We start from the raw sequence: 18,530 nt of genomic DNA, 5'->3' as shown, positions 1-18,530 counted from the left end.
CTGAGTCGTCCCTGCTGCCGCAGGGGTCCTTCTTGGTGGCTTGAAGAGTCAGGGCTCGGTGTCCTGTGCGGCGATCACCGCGCCCGCCTGCGCCGCCTCGCTCGGCTGGTCGGGCAGGCGCCGGCCGTCGCCGGCGAGCAGGTCGCGGATCTCGGTGAGCAGGCGCGTCTCGTCGCTGATCGCCGGCTCCGCCTCGGGCACGGGATGGCCGCGCCTGCGCAGTTCGTTCGCCTTCGCCAGTGGCAGGACGACCACGAAGTAGACGACCGAGGCAACGAGCAGGAAGGCCACCACGGCGTTGAGGAACAGGCCGTAGCGGAACACGCTGTGGTTGATCGTGAACGACAGCCGGGCGAAGTCCGGCTTGCCGCCCACCGCGGCGATCAGCGGCGTGAGCAGGTCGTCGACCATCGCCTTGACCACCGCGGTGAACGCGGTACCGATGATCACGGCGACGGCCAGGTCGACGATGTTCCCGCGCATGAGGAACTGCTTGAAGCCCCCGAGACCCGGCCGGATCAGCCGCACNGACGGCTCGACCATTTCCCGACTCCGACCGATGATCTTCTTGAAGCCGAACACGCCATCTCCTCGCCAGCTCCGCACGGACCCGTCGGGCGGGCCGCCCGCGGTGGGCGGGCGGCGGCCCGGGAGGGCGCCCGACCCGCGTCCGTTATCACCCGGCGAAGGCGGATCCAATCCCGCTGGTCGGCCGGCGGTGCCACCGCCGGGGAACCCCGAGGAGCCGGCGGGTCAGCGTTCCTTGGCGGCGCGGAAGCCCCGGTCCAGGTCGGCGAGGATGTCCTCGACGCCCTCGATGCCCACCGACAGCCGGACGAGTTCCTCACTCACCCCGCTGTCGACCTGCTCGTCGGGGGTGAGCTGGGCGTGCGTCGTGGACGCCGGGTGGATCGCCAGCGAGCGGACGTCGCCGACGTTGGCGAGATGGCTGTGCAGTTCCAGGCCCTCGATAAAGGCCCGCCCGGCCGCCGCGCCGCCGCGGATCCCGAACGCCAGCACCGCCCCGGCCCCGCGGGGCAGGTAGCGCTGGGCCGCCGGGTACCAGCGGCTGTCCGCCAGGCCCGGGTACGCCACCCAGGTGACCTCGGGACGCTCGGCGAGCCAGGCGGCCACCCGGGCCGCGTTGGCGCTGTGGCGCTCCATCCGCAGCGACAGCGTCTCCAGCCCCTGCAGCAGCAGGAACGCGTTCACGGGGGACAGCGCCGGGCCCAGGTCGCGCAGCAGCCGGGCGCGGGCCCGCACGATGAAGGCGGTCTCGGCGAACGCCTCGTGGAAGACCAGGCCGTGGTAGGCGGGGTCGGGGGTGGTGAAGCGGGGGTGGCGCCCGGCCGTCCAGTCGAACCGCCCGCCGTCGACGATGATCCCGCCGATCGTCGTCCCGTGCCCGCCGATGAACTTGGTCGCCGAGTGCAGCACGATGTCGGCGCCGTGTTCGAGGGGACGGTTCAGGTACGGCGAGGCGAGCGTGTTGTCGACGATCAGCGGCACCCCGGCGGCGTGCCCGACCTCGGCGACGCCGGCGATGTCCAGGACGTTCCCCCGNGGGTTGCCGATCGTCTCGCCGTACAGCGCGACGGTGTTCGGGCGGATCGCGGCCCNCCAGGCATCGAGGTCGTCCGGGTCGTCGACGAACGTCGTGGTGATGCCGAGCTCGGCCAGCGTGTGCTTGAACAGCGCGTACGTCCCCCCGTACAGCGACGTCGACGACACCAGGTGGCTGCCAGCGCCGGCCAGGTTGAGCACCGCCAGGGTCTGCGCCGCCTGGCCGCTCGCGGTCGCCAGCGCCGCGACCCCGCCCTCCAGGTCCGCGATCCGCTGCTCCAGGGCGTCCTGGGTGGGATTGACGACCCGGGTGTAGGTGAAGCCGACCTCGGCGAGGGAGAACAGGTCGGCCGCGTGCCGGGTGTCGTCGAACACGAACGACGTGGTCTGGTAGATCGGCACCGCGCGGGCGCCGGTCGCCGCGTCGGGTGCCGCCCCGGCGTGGATCTGCCGGGTCTCGAAGCTCCAGCCGGTCGGGGAGGTAGTCACGCGGAGATTCCTCTCGTGTGGATCAGTGGGTGCCGGGACCGGTGGGCTGCGTGGCGGTGGGCTGCTCGACGGGGGACTGAGCGGCGGGGGACTGAGCGGCGGTCGGGTGCTCGACGTCCGCGTAGTGGCGGCGGGCCACCTCCGGATGGCTGCGCAGCCAGCTCTTCAGCGTGTTCACGCCGTGCTGCGCGAAGATCGGGTTGTGCGGGTCGGGTGGGGGAGCGTCGCCGATCTCGCGCAGGAGCTCCTCGGGCAGGGGGACGGGTTCGAGGGTGGCGGACAGCCGCGGGCCGAAGAAGAACGCCACGGACAGCCGTTCGTGGCCCGGCGGTGGGCTGACGACCCGGTGCACGGTGGCACGGTAGTAGCCACGGGTCGCCAGCTCGAACATCTCGCCGATGTTGACGACGAAGGTCCCGGGCCGCGGGACCGCGTCGATCCAGCCGCCGGAGCCGTCGGCGACCTGCAGCCCCGCGGCCGNCTCGACCGCGTCCCCCGGTCGGTCGGCGTCCCCTGGCCGGTCGGCAACGCCGTCCCGGTGCTCGTCACCCGTACTGCCGTCTGCGCTCCCACCGCCGCCGCTGCTGTCGCTGCCGCCGTTGCTCCCGCCGTCGCCTCCTTCGCGCAGCGCCCGGACGTCGTCCTGGAGGACGAAGGTGAGGAAGCCGCCGTCCTTGTGGGAGCCGACGCCCTGGTCGTAGCCGGCGGGGTGGGCCGGGGGAGCGGTCAGGTAGCGGATCAGCTTCAGGTGCGAGCGGGGTTCGTCGGCGAAGGTCCGGTCGAGATGGTCGGCCGGCAGCCCCAGCGACTCGGCGAAGGCCCGGACCAGCAGCCGGGACAGCCCGCCGAGCTCGTTCATGTAGGCCAGCACGCTCGCGCGCAGCTCGGGGATCTGGGCCGGCCACTGGTTGGGGCCGTCGAGCCGCAGGTACGCCGGGTCGTCGGGGCCGAGGACCTGGGCCGGGCGTTCGTCGGAGATGTCTATCTGCTCGCGAATGTCGGGATTGCCGCGGGTGATCTCGTGGCCGAGTCGGGTGTAGCCGCGAAAATGCGGCGAATGAACGTTCTCGATCTCCAGCTTCGCCGCCTCGTCGAGGTGGAAGAAACGGCGGCTGACGTCGAGCACGGCGGCGGTCCGCGCGGCGGGGATCCCGTGCCCGGTCAGGTAGAAGAAGCCGGGTCCGTGGCAGGCCACGCGCAGGTCGGCGAGAAACCGCGCGCGATCGGCGGTGCCGGCCAGGAACGGGCCGATGTCGAGAGTGGGCAAGGTACGGGCGCTGGTCACGGTGGGTTCGCCTCCGGCGCGTCGGTGTCGGGGTGAAAAGCGGCGCGGGCGTCTGGGACGGCGCTGGCATCTGGGGACGGCGCTGGCATCTGGGGACGGCGCGGGCGTCGGGGGACGGCGCGGGCAGTCGAAGGATGGCGCGGGCGGTCTCGGGACGGCGCGGGCAGTCAGGGACAGAGCCGGCTGGCCACCAGCATGAGATCGACCGGGCGACGCCGGGTGAGCCGAATGCGCGAAGCCACCCTGCCACTGTGCCAGGCGGCGGCGCGGTCCGTGCGGCGTCCGCGCCGACCACGTCCCAGGCGTTCCGGGGCGTTCTGCGCGCCTCTGGACCGATTGCCGCGCCTCTGGTTACAGTCAGGCCGTGGGAACTGGGCAGCCGCCACGGCTGGCGATTCTGGACGCGTTCTGGAGTTCCCGTCGCGCGCACCACTTCGACCAGATCTGTTGTTGATCAACGCCTGACGGCGAGCCTGCCCGGGTCGGCCGGCTGCCGTCCACCGGCTCGGTGCCCCGACGCCGTCCACCTCGCTGTGCGCGTGCCCGCCGCGTCGACGGACTTACCGCTGACGGACGAGGTGCCGCAGGCGAGTTCCCCGCGCATTCTCGGCGCGGCCGTTTCCGGCCCGCCGCCTGCATCCTTCCGGTCGCCGGGCGCTGACTTCCGCGCGTCCGTCGGCATCATTGCTGCCTCGCAAAGGGCGCTTCATGAGAATCAGAACTTTCGCCGCTGCCGTCGCCGTGACCGGCCTGGCGCTGGCGGCCTGCGGGTCGGACGGTGGGGGCGACGCGGACGGCGCATCGGCGTCGAGCGGCGCGTCGGCGTCGACCGGCGGGCGCGCCAATCCCGACGCCACCGTCACCATCGGCGCCGTCCTCGAACCGACGAGCCTCGACATCACCCGGACCAGCGGGGTCGCGCCCGGCCAGATCCTGCTCGGCAACGTGTACGAGGGGCTGGTGAAACGGGACCAGAAGGGGGTGGTGAGCCCGGCGCTCGCGACGTCCTACAAGATTTCCCCGGACGGTCGCACGTACACGTTCACCCTCGCGGACAACGCCGCCTTCCAGGACGGCGCCGCGGTGCGCGCCGCGGACGTGGTGTCGTCGCTGACCAAGGTGATCGCCCCGAACTCGACGAACCCGCACGCCAGCGACCTGGCCTCCATCTCCGCGGTCGCCAGCCCCGACCCGCACACGGTGGTGCTGACGCTGAAGGAGCGCGACAGCGGACTGCTGTTCAACCTGACCGGACCGGCCGGCGTCGTCGTGCGCGAGGGCGCCACCGGCCTCGACGGTCATCCGGACGGCACCGGGCCGTTCCGCTTCGACTCCTGGCGGCGCGGCGACAGCATCACCCTCGTGCGCAACGACGCCTACCGCGGGCCGAAGGCGAAGGTCGCCCGGGTGGTCTTCCGCTACCTCACCGCCCCGAACGCGCAGAACAACGCGGTGCGCACCGGCCAGGTCGACGTCGGCGTGATCTCCGACAACGATCTGGTCGAGGCCTACCGCGGCAACCCGAAGTTCCTCATCGCCGAGGGCACGACCACCGACAAGTTCACCCTGGCGTTCAACCAGGACCGCGGGCCGCTGGCCGACGCCCGGGTCCGGCACGCGATCCGCCAGGGCATCGACAAGGACGGGTTGATCAAGGTGCTCGGCGCCGGGACCCGGATCGGCTCACCCGTGCCGCCGTTGGACCCCTGGTACGAGGACCTCACGAGCATCGACCGGTACGACCCGGCGAGCGCGCGCCGGTTGCTCGCGCAGGCGGGGCACGGCGGCGGGCTGCGCCTCGGCCTCACCATCCCGAACATCTACCCGCAGAGCATCGGCGACTACGTCGCCTCGCAGCTACGCGAGATCGGCGTCACCGTCGACCTGCGCCGCGTCGAGTTCCCCGCGTGGCTCACCGGGGTCTACACCAAGCACGACTACGACCTGAGCATCGTCGACCACGCCGAGGCGCGCGACCTCGCCTTCTACGTCAAGCCCGGCTACTACTTCGGCGACCGCTCCCCGCAGGCCAGCGATCTCGCGAAGGCCGGTGCCACCGCCGCCTCCGACGCCGACCGCGACACGGCCCTGCGCGCCCTCGCCCGCCGCTACTCCGAGGACGCCATCGCCGACTGGCTGCTGCTCGGCAAGGCGCGGCAGGTCGCCCGGGTCGGCGTCACCGGCTACCCGACCGACAACGTCTCCGCGACCTACGACCTGTCGAAGATCGAGGTGGCGAAGTCTTGACGCGCCCGGTCGGTGGCCGTGGTTGCTGGGGTGGCCGTGGTTGCCGGAGTGGCTGGGGCAGCCGGAGTGGCTGGGGCAGCCGGAGTGGCCGGAGCGGGGCGGCGGTCCGATGGCGGTGATCGTCCTGCGGCGGCTGGGCCTGCTGGTGGTTTCCCTGTTCGTCGCCAGCCTGCTGGTGTTCGCGCTGCTGCGGCTGTTGCCCGGCGACGCCGCCGACGTGCTGGCCGGGACGTCCGCCTCGCCCGACCAGGTGCTGCGGATCCGCCACGAGATCGGCGCCGACCGGTCGCTGCCCGCCCAGTACCTGCACTGGATGGGCGGCGTGCTGACGGGGGACTTCGGCGTCTCGGCGCTCAGTGGCGCCTCGGTGTCGGCGGAGCTCTCCGAGAAGCTGAGGGTGACCGCCCCGCTCGTCGGGGGCGCCACCCTGCTGGCGCTCGCGGTCGCCGTGCCGCTGGGCATCCTCGCCGCGGCGCGCCACCGGCGGGCGTCCGGGGTCGCCCTGTCGGCGCTGAGCCAGCTCGGCCTCGCGGTTCCGGCCTTCTGGATCGGGCTGATGCTGGTCACGGTGTTCGCGGTCGACTGGCGGCTGCTGCCCGCCGGCGGGTTCCCCGCGGACGGCTGGGCCGATCCGGTCGCGGCCGTGCGCGCCCTCGTGCTGCCGGCGGTCACCCTGGCGGTGGTGGAAGCCGCGGTGCTGCTGCGTTTCGTCCGCTCAGCGACCCTGGAGGTGCTGCACGCCGACTTCATCCGGACCGCCCGGGCGAAGGGCCTGACCCGCGGGCAGGCCCTGCGTCGCCACGGGATCCGCAACGCGGCCCTGCCGGTGGTGTCGATGCTCGGCCTGGAGTTCGCGACGTTGCTGCTCGGCGCCGTGGTGGTCGAGAACGTGTTCGCGCTGCCCGGGCTCGGCGAGATGCTCGTCGCCGACATCGGCAACCGTGACCTGGTCAAGGTCCAGGGCACGGTGCTGCTGGTGACCGCGGCCGTGCTCGTCGTCGGCTTCGGCGTCGACCTCGCGCACCGGCTGCTCGATCCGCGGCTGCGCGGCGCCCGGTGACCGGCTCGGTGGGGGCGCTGGTTCGCGGCGTGTGGGGCAGCCGGTCCGGCCGCCTCGGCGCGGTCCTGTCCGGGCTCGTCGTCGTCGCGGCCGTCGTGTCGCTGGTCTGGACGCCCTACGACCCGTCCCGGGTGGACCCGGCGGCGTCCTGGGCGCCGGTCGGGACCGCGCACTGGTTCGGCGCCGACCGGCTCGGCCGGGACCTGTTCAGCCAGGTCCTCGTCGGCGCGCGCACCACCCTGGTCGTCGCCGTGGCGGCCACGGCGATCGCCGCAGCCGTCGGGGTGGGGCTCGCGCTGCTGGCGACCCTGCCGCCGCGCCTGGTCGCCGAGGGGGTCGCGCACCTCGTCGACGTGCTGCTGGCGTTCCCGGTGCTGCTGCTCGCCATGGTGCTCGCGGCCGTGTACGGCGGCTCGCGCTGGACCGCGATCGTCGCCATCGGCGTCGGGGCGGGCATCGGGCTGGGCCGGGTCACCCGTGGCGAGGTCCGCCGGGTGCTGGGTGCCGACTACGTGCTCGCCGCGCGGGCCGCCGGCGCCGGCACCGGTCGGATCGTGCGCCGGCACGTGCTGCCGAACATCGCACCGACGGTGTGGGTCCAGCTCTCGCTCATCCTCGGCCTGTCCGTGCTGACCGAGGCGGCGCTGTCCTACCTGGGTTTCGGTACCCCGCCGCCCACCCCGTCCTGGGGACGGATGCTCTCCGAGCTCCAGCCGTACCTCACCCTGCGCCCGCTGACGCTGCTGTGGCCCGGCCTCGCGGTCGTGCTGACGGTCCTCGGCTTCAACCTGCTCGGGGACGGCCTGCGCGAGGCCGGCGACCCGCGGCTGCGCGAGCGCCCGGCCGGGGGCTCCGACGGCGCCCCGCGCACAGCGGCCGCCGCCACGACCCCGGCGTCCACGAGCCCGGCGTCCACGAGCCCGACGCCGCCAGCCCCGGCGCCCATGGCCGCGGTGGCGCCCACGGCCGGTTCCGCCCCGCGAACGCGACTGCGGTGGGTCCGTGGGGAGGGCCGGGCATGACGACCGACGCGGCGGTGCTGGAGGTGACCGACCTGCGGGTGCGTCTCGGCGGCGTCGACGTGGTGGACGGCGTCAGCTTCGCCCTGGCCGCGGGCGAACGGCTGGGGCTCATCGGCGAGTCCGGGTCGGGCAAGTCGCTGACCGCGCTCGCCGTGCTCGGCCTGCTGCCGGCGGGGGCGCGCGTCACCGGCAGCGTCCGCCTGCAGGGCCGCGAGCTGCTCGGCGGCTCGGACCGGGAACTGTCCCGGCTGCGCGGCCGCGACCTCGCGATGATCTTCCAGGAGCCGTCGACCGCGTTGAACCCGCTGATGCGGGTCGGCCGCCAGATCTCCGAACCGCTGCGGCTGCACCGCGGGTACTCCCGCCAGGCGGCGGCGCGGGCCGCGGTGGAACTCGCCACGGCGGTCGGGCTGCCGGACCCGCAGCGGCTCGTCCGGTCCTATCCGCACGAGCTCTCCGGCGGTCAGCGCCAGCGGGTCTGCATCGCCGCGGCGCTGGCGTGCCGGCCGGCGCTGCTCCTCGCGGACGAGCCGACGACGGCGCTCGATGTCACCGTCCAGGCCGAGATCCTTGCCCTGCTCGGCCGGCTCGTCGCCGAGGCCGGCACCGCCCTGCTGTTCATCACGCACGACCTCGCGGTGGTCGCAGCCGTCACCCGCCGACTCGCCGTGCTGCGCCGTGGCCGGGTCGTGGAGACCGGCGCGACCGACGACGTGCTGCGGGCCCCCGCGGACCCGCACACCCGCGCGCTGCTGGCGGCGGCGCGGCTGACCCAGTGGAATCTCCCCGCCGCCGGATCCGCGGCGGCGAGGACGAGCCCGTGACCGCGGTGAGGGAGCAAGCCGACGGCGGCGCGACCGGCGCCGAGCCGTTGTTCGAGGCCACGGGGCTCGTGCGGAGCTACCGCCTGGCGCGGACCTCGCCGTTCGGCCCGCCCGGCGTCCGCCACGCCGTGCGCGACGTGACCCTGCGTCTCGCCGACGGGGCGGCGCTCGGCATCGTCGGCGAGTCCGGGTCGGGCAAGTCGACCCTCGTCCGCCTGCTCCTGGGACTGGACCGCCCCGACGCCGGCACCGTCCGCTACCGGGGCCGGCCGGTCGTCGCCGGGCGTCCCCGCACGCTGCGCTGGTTCCGCCGCGAGGTCCAGGTCGTGTTCCAGGATCCGGCCGCCTCGCTCGACCCGCGGATGACCGTCGGCGCGGCCGTCGCGGAACCGCTGGCCTGCCTCGGCGTTCCCGGCGACCACGACGAGCGGGTCGACGAGGTGCTGCGGGCCGTCGACCTCGATCCCGACGTCCGCGGGCGCTACCCGCACGAGTTCTCCGGCGGTCAGCGCCAGCGCATCGCCATCGCCCGGGCGCTGGCGCCCCGGCCGCGGGTGCTCGTCGGCGACGAGCCGGTCAGCGCCCTGGACGTCTCCGTCCGTGCCCAGATCCTCGACCTGCTCGGCCAGCTCGCCGAACGGCACCGCCTCGGCCTCGTGCTCGTCTCCCACGATCTCGGCGTGGTCGCCCGGCTCTGCGACCAGATCGCCGTCATGCGCGGCGGCACGCTGGTCGAGCAGGGTGCGACCGCCGACGTGCTGTCCCGGCCGGCCCATCCGTACGCGAGGGCGTTGCTCGCGGCCGTGCCACGACTGCCGCCGCCCTGACCGGCGCATGCTGGTGGACCCGACCGTCGACGAGACGGGAGCCGAACCCGCCGAGGTTCGCCGCAGTCCGATGAGGTACGACCAGGGAGGACGCGATGCCCGCACCCGGCGGCCCCGGCCCGTTCAGGCTGGGCTTCCTCACCCATGTGCATGGCCGCGGACGGCCGGCCGGCGCCGTCTACCGCGACCTGGTGGAACTGTTCGTCGCCGGGGAGGAGCTGGGGTTCGACGGCGGCTGGCTCGCCCAGCACCACTTCTCCCCCGACTACGGCCGGCTGCCGTCGCCGCTGCTGCTGCTTGCCGCGGCCGCCCAGGCGACCCGGCGCATCGACCTGGGCACCGCCGTCGTGGTCCTGCCGCTGGAGGACCCCATCCGCCTCGCCGAGGACGCCGCCGTCCTCGACGCGCTCAGCGGCGGTCGCCTGCAGCTCGGGCTCGGCACCGGTGGGCCGAGTGCGCCCGCCTTCGGCGCCTTCGACCGGGACGTCGCCCGCCGCCGGGAGCTGTTCGACGAGGCGCGCGGCCGGCTGCGGGAGCTGCTCGCCGGCGAGTCGATCGCGGGGACCGACGGGCTGCGGCTGCACCCGCCGGCGCCGACCCTCACCAGCCGCTTCTGGGACTCGACGACGAGCGTCGACGGGGCGCGGGCGGCGGCGCGGGCCGGCGACGGGCTGCTGCTCGGCATCGGCCCGGCGGGCTCCGCGCAGCGACCTCTTGCCGACGTCTACCTCGCCGCCCACCACGCCGCCCACCACGCCGCCGGCCGGGCGCCCGCGGGCGCGCGCCTCGCCGTCTCGCACGGGGTGTTCCCGGGGCCGGACCGGCTGGCCGCCCGGGTGGACCTGGCTCCCGACATCGCCCGGTTCCGCCCCTGGCTGGGGAACTTCGGGTTCCCCGCCGACCTCGACGACGGCGCCGCGCTCGACGCGATGAACGTCCACCACGGCCCGGTCGGCGTGGTGATCCACAGCCTCGCGACCAACCCGGTCGGCCCCGCCGCCGTGTCGTACTTCATCGCCGCGGTGCAGGGCGAGGCCGGCGCGGCGGCCGACCTCGACGCGACCCTGCGCCGCATGGAGCTCATCGCCACCGAGATCGCCCCGGCGCTGGGCTGGCGGCCCGCCGCCGGACCCGTGCCCGACCCGCCGACTGCCGCCGACCCGCCGACTGCCGCCGACCCGCCGACTCCCGCCGGCCTGGGGACTCCCGCCGGCCTGGGGACTCCCGCCGGCCTGGGGACTCCCGCCGAACTTGAGGCTCGCGCCGCACTGGAGAGGAACCGATGACCACCACCCCCGACGGGCGTCCGCGGCGGATGCTGACGCTCGGCGCCGTGCTGCAGGGCGCCGGCGGTCACATCGCCGGCTGGCGCCATCCGCTGTCCCCGCCCGACGGCGAACTCGACCTCGCCCATCACATCCGGGTCGCCCAGACGCTGGAACGCGGCACCTTCGACGCGCTGTTCATCGCCGACGTCGTCGCGATCTCGGGGACGGACCTGGACGCGCTGCACCGCACCGCCCGGTCGGTCCGGTTCGAGCCCCTGACCCTGCTGGCCGCGCTGTCGACGGTGACCGAGCGGATCGGCTTGGTCGGCACGGCCAGCACGACCTACAACGAGCCGTTCCACGTCGCCCGCAAGTTCGCCTCGCTCGACCATCTCAGCGCCGGGCGCGCCGGCTGGAACGCGGTGACCTCGGTGCTGCCGCAGGAGGCCGCGAACTTCGGCCGTGACGCCCACCTCGAACACGGGCTGCGCTACCGGCGTGCCGAGGAGTTCGTCGAGGTCGTCCGCGAGCTGTGGGACAGCTTCGACGACGGCGCCGTGCGGCGTGACATCGCCGCGGGTCGCTACTACGACCCCACCGGCCTGCGCACCCCGCACCACCGCGGCGAACACTTCGCCGTGCGCGGGCCGCTGAGCATCTCCCGGCCCCCGCAGGGCCACCCGGTCATCTTCCAGGCCGGTTCGTCGGAGGCGGGCAAGGACTTCGCCGCCCGCTACGGCGAGGTGGTGTTCACCGGGCAGGGCACCCTGGCCGGTGCCCAGCGGTTCTACGCCGACGTGAAGGCGCGGGCCGCGGCGCACGGGCGCAACCCGGACCATCTGCTGGTCTGGCCGATCCTCGCGCCGATCGTCGGCGACACCGAGGCCGCCGCCCGCGCGCGGCGCGACGAGCTGCTGGAGCTCATCCACGACGACGTCGCCCGTCGCCTCGTCCAGGACACCGTCGGCGACGTCGACCTCTCGGGCTATCCGCTGGACGGACCGTTGCCCGAGGTCGGTGAGACGAACCGCAGCCGCAGCCGCTCCGAACAGATGCTCGACCTCGCCCGCCGCGAGAACCTGACGATCCGCGGGCTCGCCCGGCGATCCTCCGGCGGCGGCATGATCACCGGCACGCCGGAGACGATCGCCGACCACGTCGAGGAATGGTTCACCGGGCGTGGGGCGGACGGCTTCAACGTCGGCTTCCCCTACCTGCCCGGCGCCGCCGAGGACTTCGTCGACCAGGTCGTGCCGGAACTGCGCCGCCGCGGACTGTTCCGCGAGTCCTACACCGAGACCACGTTGCGCGGGCATCTCGGCCTGCCGCGCCCGGTCGCCATCGCGCGGCGGGACGACCTCACCCACCCGAGCGAGCCTCTCGCGGACGAACCGAGCAGGGCAGGATCCCGATGACGTCCACGCAGCCTCGCCGCGGCGGTCAGGTCCATCTCAACGCCTTCCTCAAGCCGCCGGGGGAGTTCCTCGCCGCCTGGCGGCACCCCCACGCCGTCGCCGACGCCGGGGTGAACATCCGGCACGTGATCGAGCTGGCCCGCACCGCCGAGCGGGGGACGTTTGATGCGATCTTCCTCGCTGACCTGGTCGGCGTGCCCCTGACCAGCCAGGAGGTGCTCTCCCGCGTCTCGGTCGTCAACGACTCCTTCGAGCCGACGACCCTGCTCGCCGCGCTCGCCACCGCGACCACCCGCATCGGGCTCGTCGCGACGGCGTCGACGACCTACAACGAGCCTTACCACCTGGCCCGGATCTTCGCCTCGCTGGACCACCTGTCCGGTGGGCGGGCCGGCTGGAATCTCGTCACCTCCCTCAACGACGCGGAGGCGCGCAACTTCGGGCTGGACAGCCACGTCGAGCACGAGCTGCGCTACGCGCGGGCCGCCGAGTTCCACGACGTGGTGACCGGGCTGTGGGACAGCTTCGACGACGACGCCTTCCGCCACGACCAGGCCAGCGGGGTCTACTTCGACGCCGACAAGGTCCACTGGCTCAACCACGCCGGGACGCACTTCCGGGTCAGCGGGCCGCTGAACATCGCGCGGCCGCCGCAGGGCCGCCCGGTCGTCGTCCAGGCCGGCGCGTCCGAGACGGGCCGTGACCTCGCGGCCCGGGTCGGCGAGGTGATCTTCACCGCGCATCCGACCCTGCCGGCGGCGCAGGCGTACTACGCCGACATCAAGGCGCGGGCTGCGACCGCCGGACGCGACCCCGACCACGTGATCGTGCTGCCCGCGCTGTCCACGATCGTGGGGCGGACCCAGGCCGAGGCGGAAGACAAGATCGCCGCGTTGCGCTCGTTGCTCGACCCGCGGGTGGCGCTCGCCGACCTCACCTACCGGCTCGGCGGGTTCGACCTCACCCGTTTTCCCCTGGACGGACCGCTGCCCGAGCTGCCGCCGTCCAACCAGAGTCTCAGCGGCCAGCGGCAGATTCTCGACCAGGCTCGGGCGGACAACCTGACCATCCGCCAGCTCGCGGACCAGATCGCCCGGGACGACCGAACCCTCGTCGGCACGCCGACGACCGTGGCCGACCACATCCAGGAGTGGTTCGAGCAGCGCGCCGCCGACGGCTTCAACGTGATCTTCCCGTATCTGCCGGACGCATTGAACGACTTCGTGGACCTGGTCATCCCCGAGCTGCGCCGCCGCGGCCTGTTCCGCACCGCCTACACCGGCCGCACGCTGCGCGAACACCTCGGCCTCCCGCGCCCACCCAGCCGCTACGCCTCCCGCTCCGGGGCGTCGACCTGACGCGGCCACCGCTGTGGACGCAGCCACGGCCGGCGACGCAGCCACGGCCGGCGACGCGACGTCGATGCCGCCGGCACGGACCGTTCCATACGTCGGGCGGTGCAGGCCGGCGCCCCTGGGCCTGATCGCTCACGTGCTGCTCGACTCGGCGGCTGGAGGACGGGGCTTCTCGATCGTCAGGGGAGCCGTCTGCTCATGAACAGGGCCCGTTCGCCAGCCGATTCGGTGCCTTCATAGAGCAGGACGTCGAGGCCGCAGAAAGTGAAACCCAGGCGAAGATAGGCGCGGATCGCGGGGGCGTTGATGTTGGTGACTTCGAGCCAGACGTGGCCTGCTCCACACTCCCGTGCGAAGTCGAATGCGTGACTCATCAGGGTGCGGCCGACCCCTCGCCGGCGATAGTTGGGGGATACCTCGATGTCGCAGATGGTGAGGCGCGAATTCCAGGGATCGAAGGATGCCTTGACGAACCCGCACAGTTCTTCGCCGGCGCAGGCGACGATCGTCCGGGTCAGCGAGGGATCTTCGTCCTGCCGCTCTTCGTCATCGTCCTCCACCGGAAAAATCTTGTGGAGCGGGGGGGTCACCGGTTTCTCGCAGATAGAGAATCCTTCGCCGGTCGCCGTCACCTCGAACACGGAGTTCGAGGTGAAGGATCCGTCGATGGTCGCGATGACCTCATCGTCATCGGGGCATGCCGGGCGGTAGAGGAGGGGCTCGGCCCCGCCGAGTACCTCCCCGCCGTCCACATTCGCGAAGACGCCGCCCGTGCCCGGCGCCGCGCCCGCGCTCACGGCTTGTAGGCGACCGCGCCGTAGATGCTCACCTGCGCGTCGGTCAGCTCCGAGGCCGCGATGGCCTTCGCGCGCGCGGCCGGCGTGGTCCCGACCGGGGTGGTCCCGGCCTCATCGTCGGGGTTCCGAGCCGTCTCGGCCGGGTTCGCGAACTCGGGCCGCCAGCGGTGGACGACCTGCAGTCCGGGCTCGACGAGATCCAGGCCGTCGAAGAACCGCTCGACCTCGGCGCGGGTGCGCAGGTGCATGGGGACGCCGCTGGCCAGGTAGGCCCGCTCGACCTCGCGCATCGCCGGGTCGAAGTCGGCGGTCAGGTGGGTCAGCGAGACGTAGCTGCCCGACGGGAGCAGGTCGACGAGGTGACGCATGATCCCGTACGGGTCGTCGCCGTCCGGGATGAAATGGAAGATCGCGATGAGTGACAGCGCGACCGGCCTGGTCAGGTCGAGGGTCTCGTGCAGCTCGGGGGCGGTGAGGATGCGGCGGGTGTCCCGCAGGTCCGCGTCGATGTAGGCGGTGCGTCCCTGCGGGGTGCTGGCCAGCAGGGCGCGGGCGTGGGCGAGCACGATCGGGTCGTTGTCGGTGTAGACGATCCGCGCGTCCGGGGCGACGCCCTGGGCGACCTCGTGCAGGTTCGGCGAGGTCGGGATGCCCGTGCCGATGTCGAGGAACTGGCGTACCCCGAGCTCGGCGGCCAGGTAGCGGGTCGTCCGGGTCATGAACAGGCGGTTCTGCCGGACCACGATCCGGGAGTTCGGAAATACGTCGAGGACCTGTTCCGCGGTCTTCCGGTCGGCGGGGAAGTTGTCCTTGCCGCCGAGGAAGTAGTCGTACATGCGGGCCGGATGCGGCACGTCGACCTTCAGGTCGAAGCCGGCGCCCTCCGGCGCGTTGTGCCCTTCGTCTTGGCGGATTGTCACGGAACCACCATAGTGGGTGACTGCGCGCCTGCGGTGCGGGATCGGGCGTATCCGGCACGTAGCTCGCCCCGTATGGGTGCCCCGGCGGCGACGTCATCGATCGACGAGCCGGGTGCGGCGNCCGCGCCGTCAGGCCCGGATCGCGTCCGCCGACACCGGTGACGGCGCGAGCAGTCCTCGGTGTCGCAGCAGGGGCAGGACGCCCTCGGCGAACCAGTACGCCTCCTCCAGATGCGGGTGGCCGGAGAGGATGACGTGCTCGATGCCGAGATCGTGGTACTCGGCGATGCGGTCCGCGACCTCGGCGTGGCTGCCGACGAGCGCGGTGCCGGCGCCACCGCGGACGAGGCCGAAACCCGCCCAGAGGTTCGGGGAGATCTCCAGCGCGTCGAGGCTGCCGCGGTGCAGGGCCGCCATCCGTTGCTGCCCGACCGACTCGGTTCTGGCGAAACGTCGCTGCGCCGCGGTGATCGCCGCCGGATCGAGCTGGGCGAGCAGCTCGTCGGCGACCGCCCAGGCGGCGCCGGCGGTGTCCCGGGTGATGACGTGCAGCCGGATGCCGAACTGCAGCTCGCGATCCTGATCCTTGGCCAGTGCCCGCATCCGGTCGAGCCGTTCGGCGACGGCGGCCGGCGGCTCGCCCCACAGCAGGTAGACGTCGGCCTGCCGGGCGGCGACGAGTTCGGCCGCGGGGGAGGCGCCGCCGAAGAAGATCGGTGGCGTCGGATCGGGACGCTCGCGGACGGTGGCACCCCGCACCGCGTAGTGCTCGCCGTCGTAGTTGAATGGCCGGCCCGCCCACACCCCCGGACGACCTGCAGGAACTCCTCGGTGCGCCGGTAGCGGGCGTCGTGGTTCAACCAGTCGCCGAAGCGCTGCTGCTCGTCGGCGTCGCCGCCGGTGACCACGTTGAGCAGGAGCCGTCCGCCGGAGATGCGCTGATAGGTCGCCGCCATCTGCGCGGCGAGGGTGGGGCTGAGGAAACCGGGCCGGAACGCCACCAGGAAACGCAGCCGCGTGGTCTCGCGCAGCAGGGCCGCGGTGGTGAGCCAGGCATCCTCACACCAGGTGCCGGTCGGGGTGAGCACGGCCTCGTAGCCGAGATGCTCGGCCGCGGCGGCGATCTGGGCGAGGTAGCCGATGCTCGGCGGCCGCTGGGCGGCGGGCTGCAGGTGGGGGGTTTCCTTGGCGCTCACCGCGGCGGCGTCGAGGTTGCGGCTGTCCCCCGAGGTGGGCAGGAACCAGTGGGCGTGCACGCTCACGCGAGTCTCCCGGATGGCCGGAGGGCGAGGGGCGGGCGAGGGACGGATCGGAGGCCTGAGCCTCGAATCGACGGTGCGTCCGGACCGGTGGACGCGTGGTCCGGGATGCTGCCGGCGAATCAGCCGCCCGAGGGGCCGGCCGCGGCACCGATCAGCGGGACACCGGGCGGTGCGGGGCGCAACACAGCGCACTCGCCACCCGGGCGAAATCCACGTGCAGGCGGCAGACCAGGGTGGGATCTCCGCGCATGGCCCAACGGTAGGCCCCTACCGGGGTCCAGTCCATTGCCGCGCACGGTGAAACGCCGCACCCGGTAAGTCGCCGTACNCGGTGAGTCGCCGCTTCCGTGGGCACGAAAGCGATCCGGACAGCCAGACCGGCTCAGGGGCGGCGGCGCTCAGGGACGCAGCAGCACCTTGATCGCCCGGCGTTCGTCCATCGCCCGATAGCCCTCGGCGACCTCGTCCAACGGCAGTTCCAGATCGAAGATCCGCCCCGGCCGCACCCGCCCGGCGAGCACGTCCGCGAGCAGCTCGGGAAGGTAGGCGCGCACCGGCGCGACCCCGCCCGCCAGCCGCACGTTCTTCATGAACAACGGGCCCAGCGGCAGGTTGCCCAGCGGGGCGCCGACACAGCCCAGCCGTCCACCGGGGTGGGCGACCGCGGCGGCCTGCTCCAGCGACTCCTGTGAACCGACGCACTCCAGAACGGCGTCGGCTCCATCGCCGAGCAGCTCGGCCACCTGCGCGATGCCCTCCGCTCCACGACCGGCGACGATGTCGGTGGCGCCGAACTCGGCCGCCAGCTTCTGCCGGCTCGGCGTCCGCGACATCGCGACGACGCGCTCCGCTCCGAGGCGGCGGGCGGCGAGCACCGCGCACAGGCCCACGGCGCCGTCGCCGACGACCACGACGGTGGAGCCCGGACCCACCCCCGCGCTGACCGCGGCGTGATGACCGGTGCCCATCACATCGGACAGCGCCAGGACGTCGGGCAGCAACGCGTCGGGCAGCTCGGTGCCGACCCGCACCAGGGTCCCGTCGGCCAAGGGTGCCCGGATCCAGTCGCCCTGGCAGGCGTCGGAGCGGGCACCGGACCGGTCGTCGGTTCCCCAGACCGAGCCGTTCTCGCACGAGGTCTGCAGGCCGGCGCGGCAGTACCGGCAGGTGCCGCAGCTGATCAGGAAGGGGGCGACGACCACGTCGCCGGGCCGCACGGTCGTGACCTCGTCGCCGATGTCCTCGACGACGCCGACGAACTCGTGCCCGACCCGCTTGGGGAACGCGGTCGGCACCTTCCCCCGGTAGGGATGCAGGTCGGAGCCGCAGATGCAGCTCGCGGTCACGCGCACCACCGCGTCGGTGGGGCGCTGGACGACCGGGTCGGGAGACTCCCGTAGCGCGATCTTCCCGACGTCCTCCAGCAGGGTCGCTCGCACAGTCCCATGCCTCCCTGACGCATCGTCCCGGCGGTTGCCCACCGCGGTGCGATCCGACCGTGGCCCGGCCGGAACCGTACCTGTCACCAGACGCTATCCGATCCGGGATGATCGGGGCGCCGGGGTGGTCGCCCCGGCCGGTCGCTATCGTCCGTCCCATGCCCGATGTCGGTGCCGAGTCCGCGGCGGGGGCGGGGCCCGTCGAGGAGGCCCTGGCGGCCGCGCAGGCCCTGCTGCGCCGCAATCCCTACGGCTTCCTGACCACTGTGGGCGCCGCGGCTCGCCGCGACGCGTCCGGCCGGGTCACCCACGACCAGGCCGCCCGCGACCAGGCCACTCCCCACGCCCGGCTCGTCCAGCATCTCGCCGTGACCGACGACCTCACCGTGTGGATCGGCACCAGCCCGCGCTCCCGCAAGGTCGCCGACATCGCCGCGAACCCCGAGAGCCGGGTGGCGTACGCGGTCGAGGACCGGGCGGCGTTGGCGTACCTGAGCGTCTCGGCGACCGTCAGCGTGGTCGACGACGAGCGCGAGCGCGCCGCGAAGTGGGAGGACGGTCTGGCCGCCTTCTTCCCCGCCGGCCCGCTCGGGGACGACTTCGTGCTGCTGAGGCTCGACCCCCTGCGGCTGGAGCTGATGGACTTCACCCGCCGCCTGCACCCGGATCCGTTCGGCCTCGTTCCCGTCGTCGTCGAGCGCCGTGCCGGAATCTGGACGCCGACGCCGCCCGACCGCGCCCCCTGACTCCGACCGGG

General features: G+C 73.4%; 16 protein-coding genes and 3 pseudogenes. 9 read left to right on the top strand and 10 right to left on the bottom strand.

Going from position 1 to position 18,530, the window contains the following annotated elements; translation table 11 throughout:
• Window positions 1-48: 48 nt before the first annotated feature.
• The 6 genes and pseudogenes from mscL to UK82_RS30875 all read right to left on the bottom strand — a co-directional run.
• Complete coding sequence (mscL, locus tag UK82_RS02040; RefSeq protein ID WP_396230435.1) at window positions 49-528, bottom strand: large conductance mechanosensitive channel protein MscL; 480 nt, start codon at window positions 526-528, stop codon at window positions 49-51.
• A 225-nt stretch (window positions 529-753) separates the two neighbouring features.
• Window positions 754-1,563: pseudogene (locus tag UK82_RS35020) on the bottom strand (PLP-dependent transferase); the annotation flags it as partial.
• A gap of 1 nt (window position 1,564) precedes the next feature.
• A pseudogene (locus UK82_RS35015) lies at window positions 1,565-1,619 on the bottom strand (hypothetical protein); the annotation flags it as partial.
• A 1-nt stretch (window position 1,620) separates the two neighbouring features.
• The coding region (locus UK82_RS35010; RefSeq protein WP_236705382.1) for a PLP-dependent transferase at window positions 1,621-2,052 on the bottom strand (432 nt) is incomplete at its 3' end.
• A gap of 22 nt (window positions 2,053-2,074) precedes the next feature.
• Window positions 2,075-2,521, bottom strand: a complete 447-nt coding sequence (locus UK82_RS35005) for a 2OG-Fe(II) oxygenase family protein (RefSeq protein WP_255354238.1) — start codon at window positions 2,519-2,521, stop codon at window positions 2,075-2,077.
• Between the two features lie 12 nt (window positions 2,522-2,533).
• Window positions 2,534-3,337 (bottom strand): isopenicillin N synthase family oxygenase (locus UK82_RS30875; RefSeq protein WP_304438031.1); only part of this gene is annotated, 804 nt, incomplete at its 3' end.
• Between the two features lie 708 nt (window positions 3,338-4,045).
• Between UK82_RS30875 and UK82_RS02025 the strand changes: the two genes are divergently transcribed.
• The 8 genes from UK82_RS02025 (at window position 4,046) to UK82_RS01990 (ending at window position 13,358) form a co-directional block, all read left to right on the top strand.
• On the top strand, window positions 4,046-5,584 hold the full coding sequence (locus UK82_RS02025; RefSeq protein ID WP_044887450.1) for an ABC transporter substrate-binding protein: 1,539 nt from the start codon (window positions 4,046-4,048) through the stop codon (window positions 5,582-5,584).
• 109 nt (window positions 5,585-5,693) lie between these two features.
• Window positions 5,694-6,644 (top strand): ABC transporter permease, encoded by a 951-nt coding sequence (locus UK82_RS02020; RefSeq protein WP_055406203.1) that lies wholly within the window; start codon window positions 5,694-5,696, stop codon window positions 6,642-6,644.
• Window positions 6,641-7,666 carry an ABC transporter permease gene (locus UK82_RS02015; RefSeq protein WP_063897424.1) on the top strand — a complete coding sequence of 342 codons (1,026 nt, stop codon included), beginning with the start codon at window positions 6,641-6,643 and terminating at the stop codon, window positions 7,664-7,666. The genes UK82_RS02020 and UK82_RS02015 overlap by 4 nt, the downstream gene beginning before the upstream one ends.
• Entirely contained in the window at window positions 7,663-8,490 is an 828-nt protein-coding gene (locus UK82_RS02010) for an ABC transporter ATP-binding protein (protein WP_044887449.1), read from the top strand. Before UK82_RS02015 ends, UK82_RS02010 begins: the two co-directional genes overlap by 4 nt.
• Window positions 8,487-9,317, top strand: coding sequence for an ABC transporter ATP-binding protein (locus UK82_RS02005; RefSeq protein WP_236705380.1), 831 nt, complete (start codon window positions 8,487-8,489; stop codon window positions 9,315-9,317). The genes UK82_RS02010 and UK82_RS02005 overlap by 4 nt, the downstream gene beginning before the upstream one ends.
• A gap of 95 nt (window positions 9,318-9,412) precedes the next feature.
• Window positions 9,413-10,603, top strand: a complete 1,191-nt coding sequence (locus UK82_RS02000; RefSeq protein WP_236705379.1) for an LLM class flavin-dependent oxidoreductase — start codon at window positions 9,413-9,415, stop codon at window positions 10,601-10,603.
• Entirely contained in the window at window positions 10,600-12,000 is a 1,401-nt protein-coding gene (locus UK82_RS01995; protein WP_044887448.1) for an LLM class flavin-dependent oxidoreductase, read from the top strand. The genes UK82_RS02000 and UK82_RS01995 overlap by 4 nt, the downstream gene beginning before the upstream one ends.
• A complete protein-coding gene (locus tag UK82_RS01990; protein WP_055406137.1) occupies window positions 11,997-13,358 on the top strand; it encodes an LLM class flavin-dependent oxidoreductase in 1,362 nt (453 codons plus the stop codon). Before UK82_RS01995 ends, UK82_RS01990 begins: the two co-directional genes overlap by 4 nt.
• Window positions 13,359-13,534: 176 nt before the next feature.
• Here the strand turns inward: UK82_RS01990 and UK82_RS01985 are convergent, their stop codons facing one another.
• From UK82_RS01985 to UK82_RS01970, 4 genes and pseudogenes are all read right to left on the bottom strand, one after another.
• On the bottom strand, window positions 13,535-14,152 hold the full coding sequence (locus UK82_RS01985; protein ID WP_236705378.1) for a GNAT family N-acetyltransferase: 618 nt from the start codon (window positions 14,150-14,152) through the stop codon (window positions 13,535-13,537).
• Window positions 14,149-15,072 carry an SAM-dependent methyltransferase gene (locus UK82_RS01980; RefSeq protein WP_055406136.1) on the bottom strand — a complete coding sequence of 308 codons (924 nt, stop codon included), beginning with the start codon at window positions 15,070-15,072 and terminating at the stop codon, window positions 14,149-14,151. Before UK82_RS01980 ends, UK82_RS01985 begins: the two co-directional genes overlap by 4 nt.
• A gap of 129 nt (window positions 15,073-15,201) precedes the next feature.
• Window positions 15,202-16,334 (bottom strand): annotated as a pseudogene (locus UK82_RS01975) (LLM class flavin-dependent oxidoreductase).
• Between the two features lie 398 nt (window positions 16,335-16,732).
• Complete coding sequence (locus UK82_RS01970) at window positions 16,733-17,773, bottom strand: zinc-dependent alcohol dehydrogenase family protein (RefSeq protein ID WP_055406135.1); 1,041 nt, start codon at window positions 17,771-17,773, stop codon at window positions 16,733-16,735.
• Window positions 17,774-17,931: 158 nt separating this feature from the next.
• On the opposite strand from UK82_RS01970, the gene UK82_RS01965 reads away from it, so the two are divergent.
• On the top strand, window positions 17,932-18,519 hold the full coding sequence (locus UK82_RS01965; protein ID WP_044884797.1) for a pyridoxamine 5'-phosphate oxidase family protein: 588 nt from the start codon (window positions 17,932-17,934) through the stop codon (window positions 18,517-18,519).
• The last annotated feature ends 11 nt before the right edge of the window (window positions 18,520-18,530 follow it).

This window comes from Frankia sp. ACN1ag, from assembly GCF_001414035.1.
In the GTDB taxonomy this organism is placed as follows: domain Bacteria; phylum Actinomycetota; class Actinomycetes; order Frankiales; family Frankiaceae; genus Frankia; species Frankia torreyi.
This window is presented reverse-complemented; position numbering and strand designations above follow the sequence as displayed.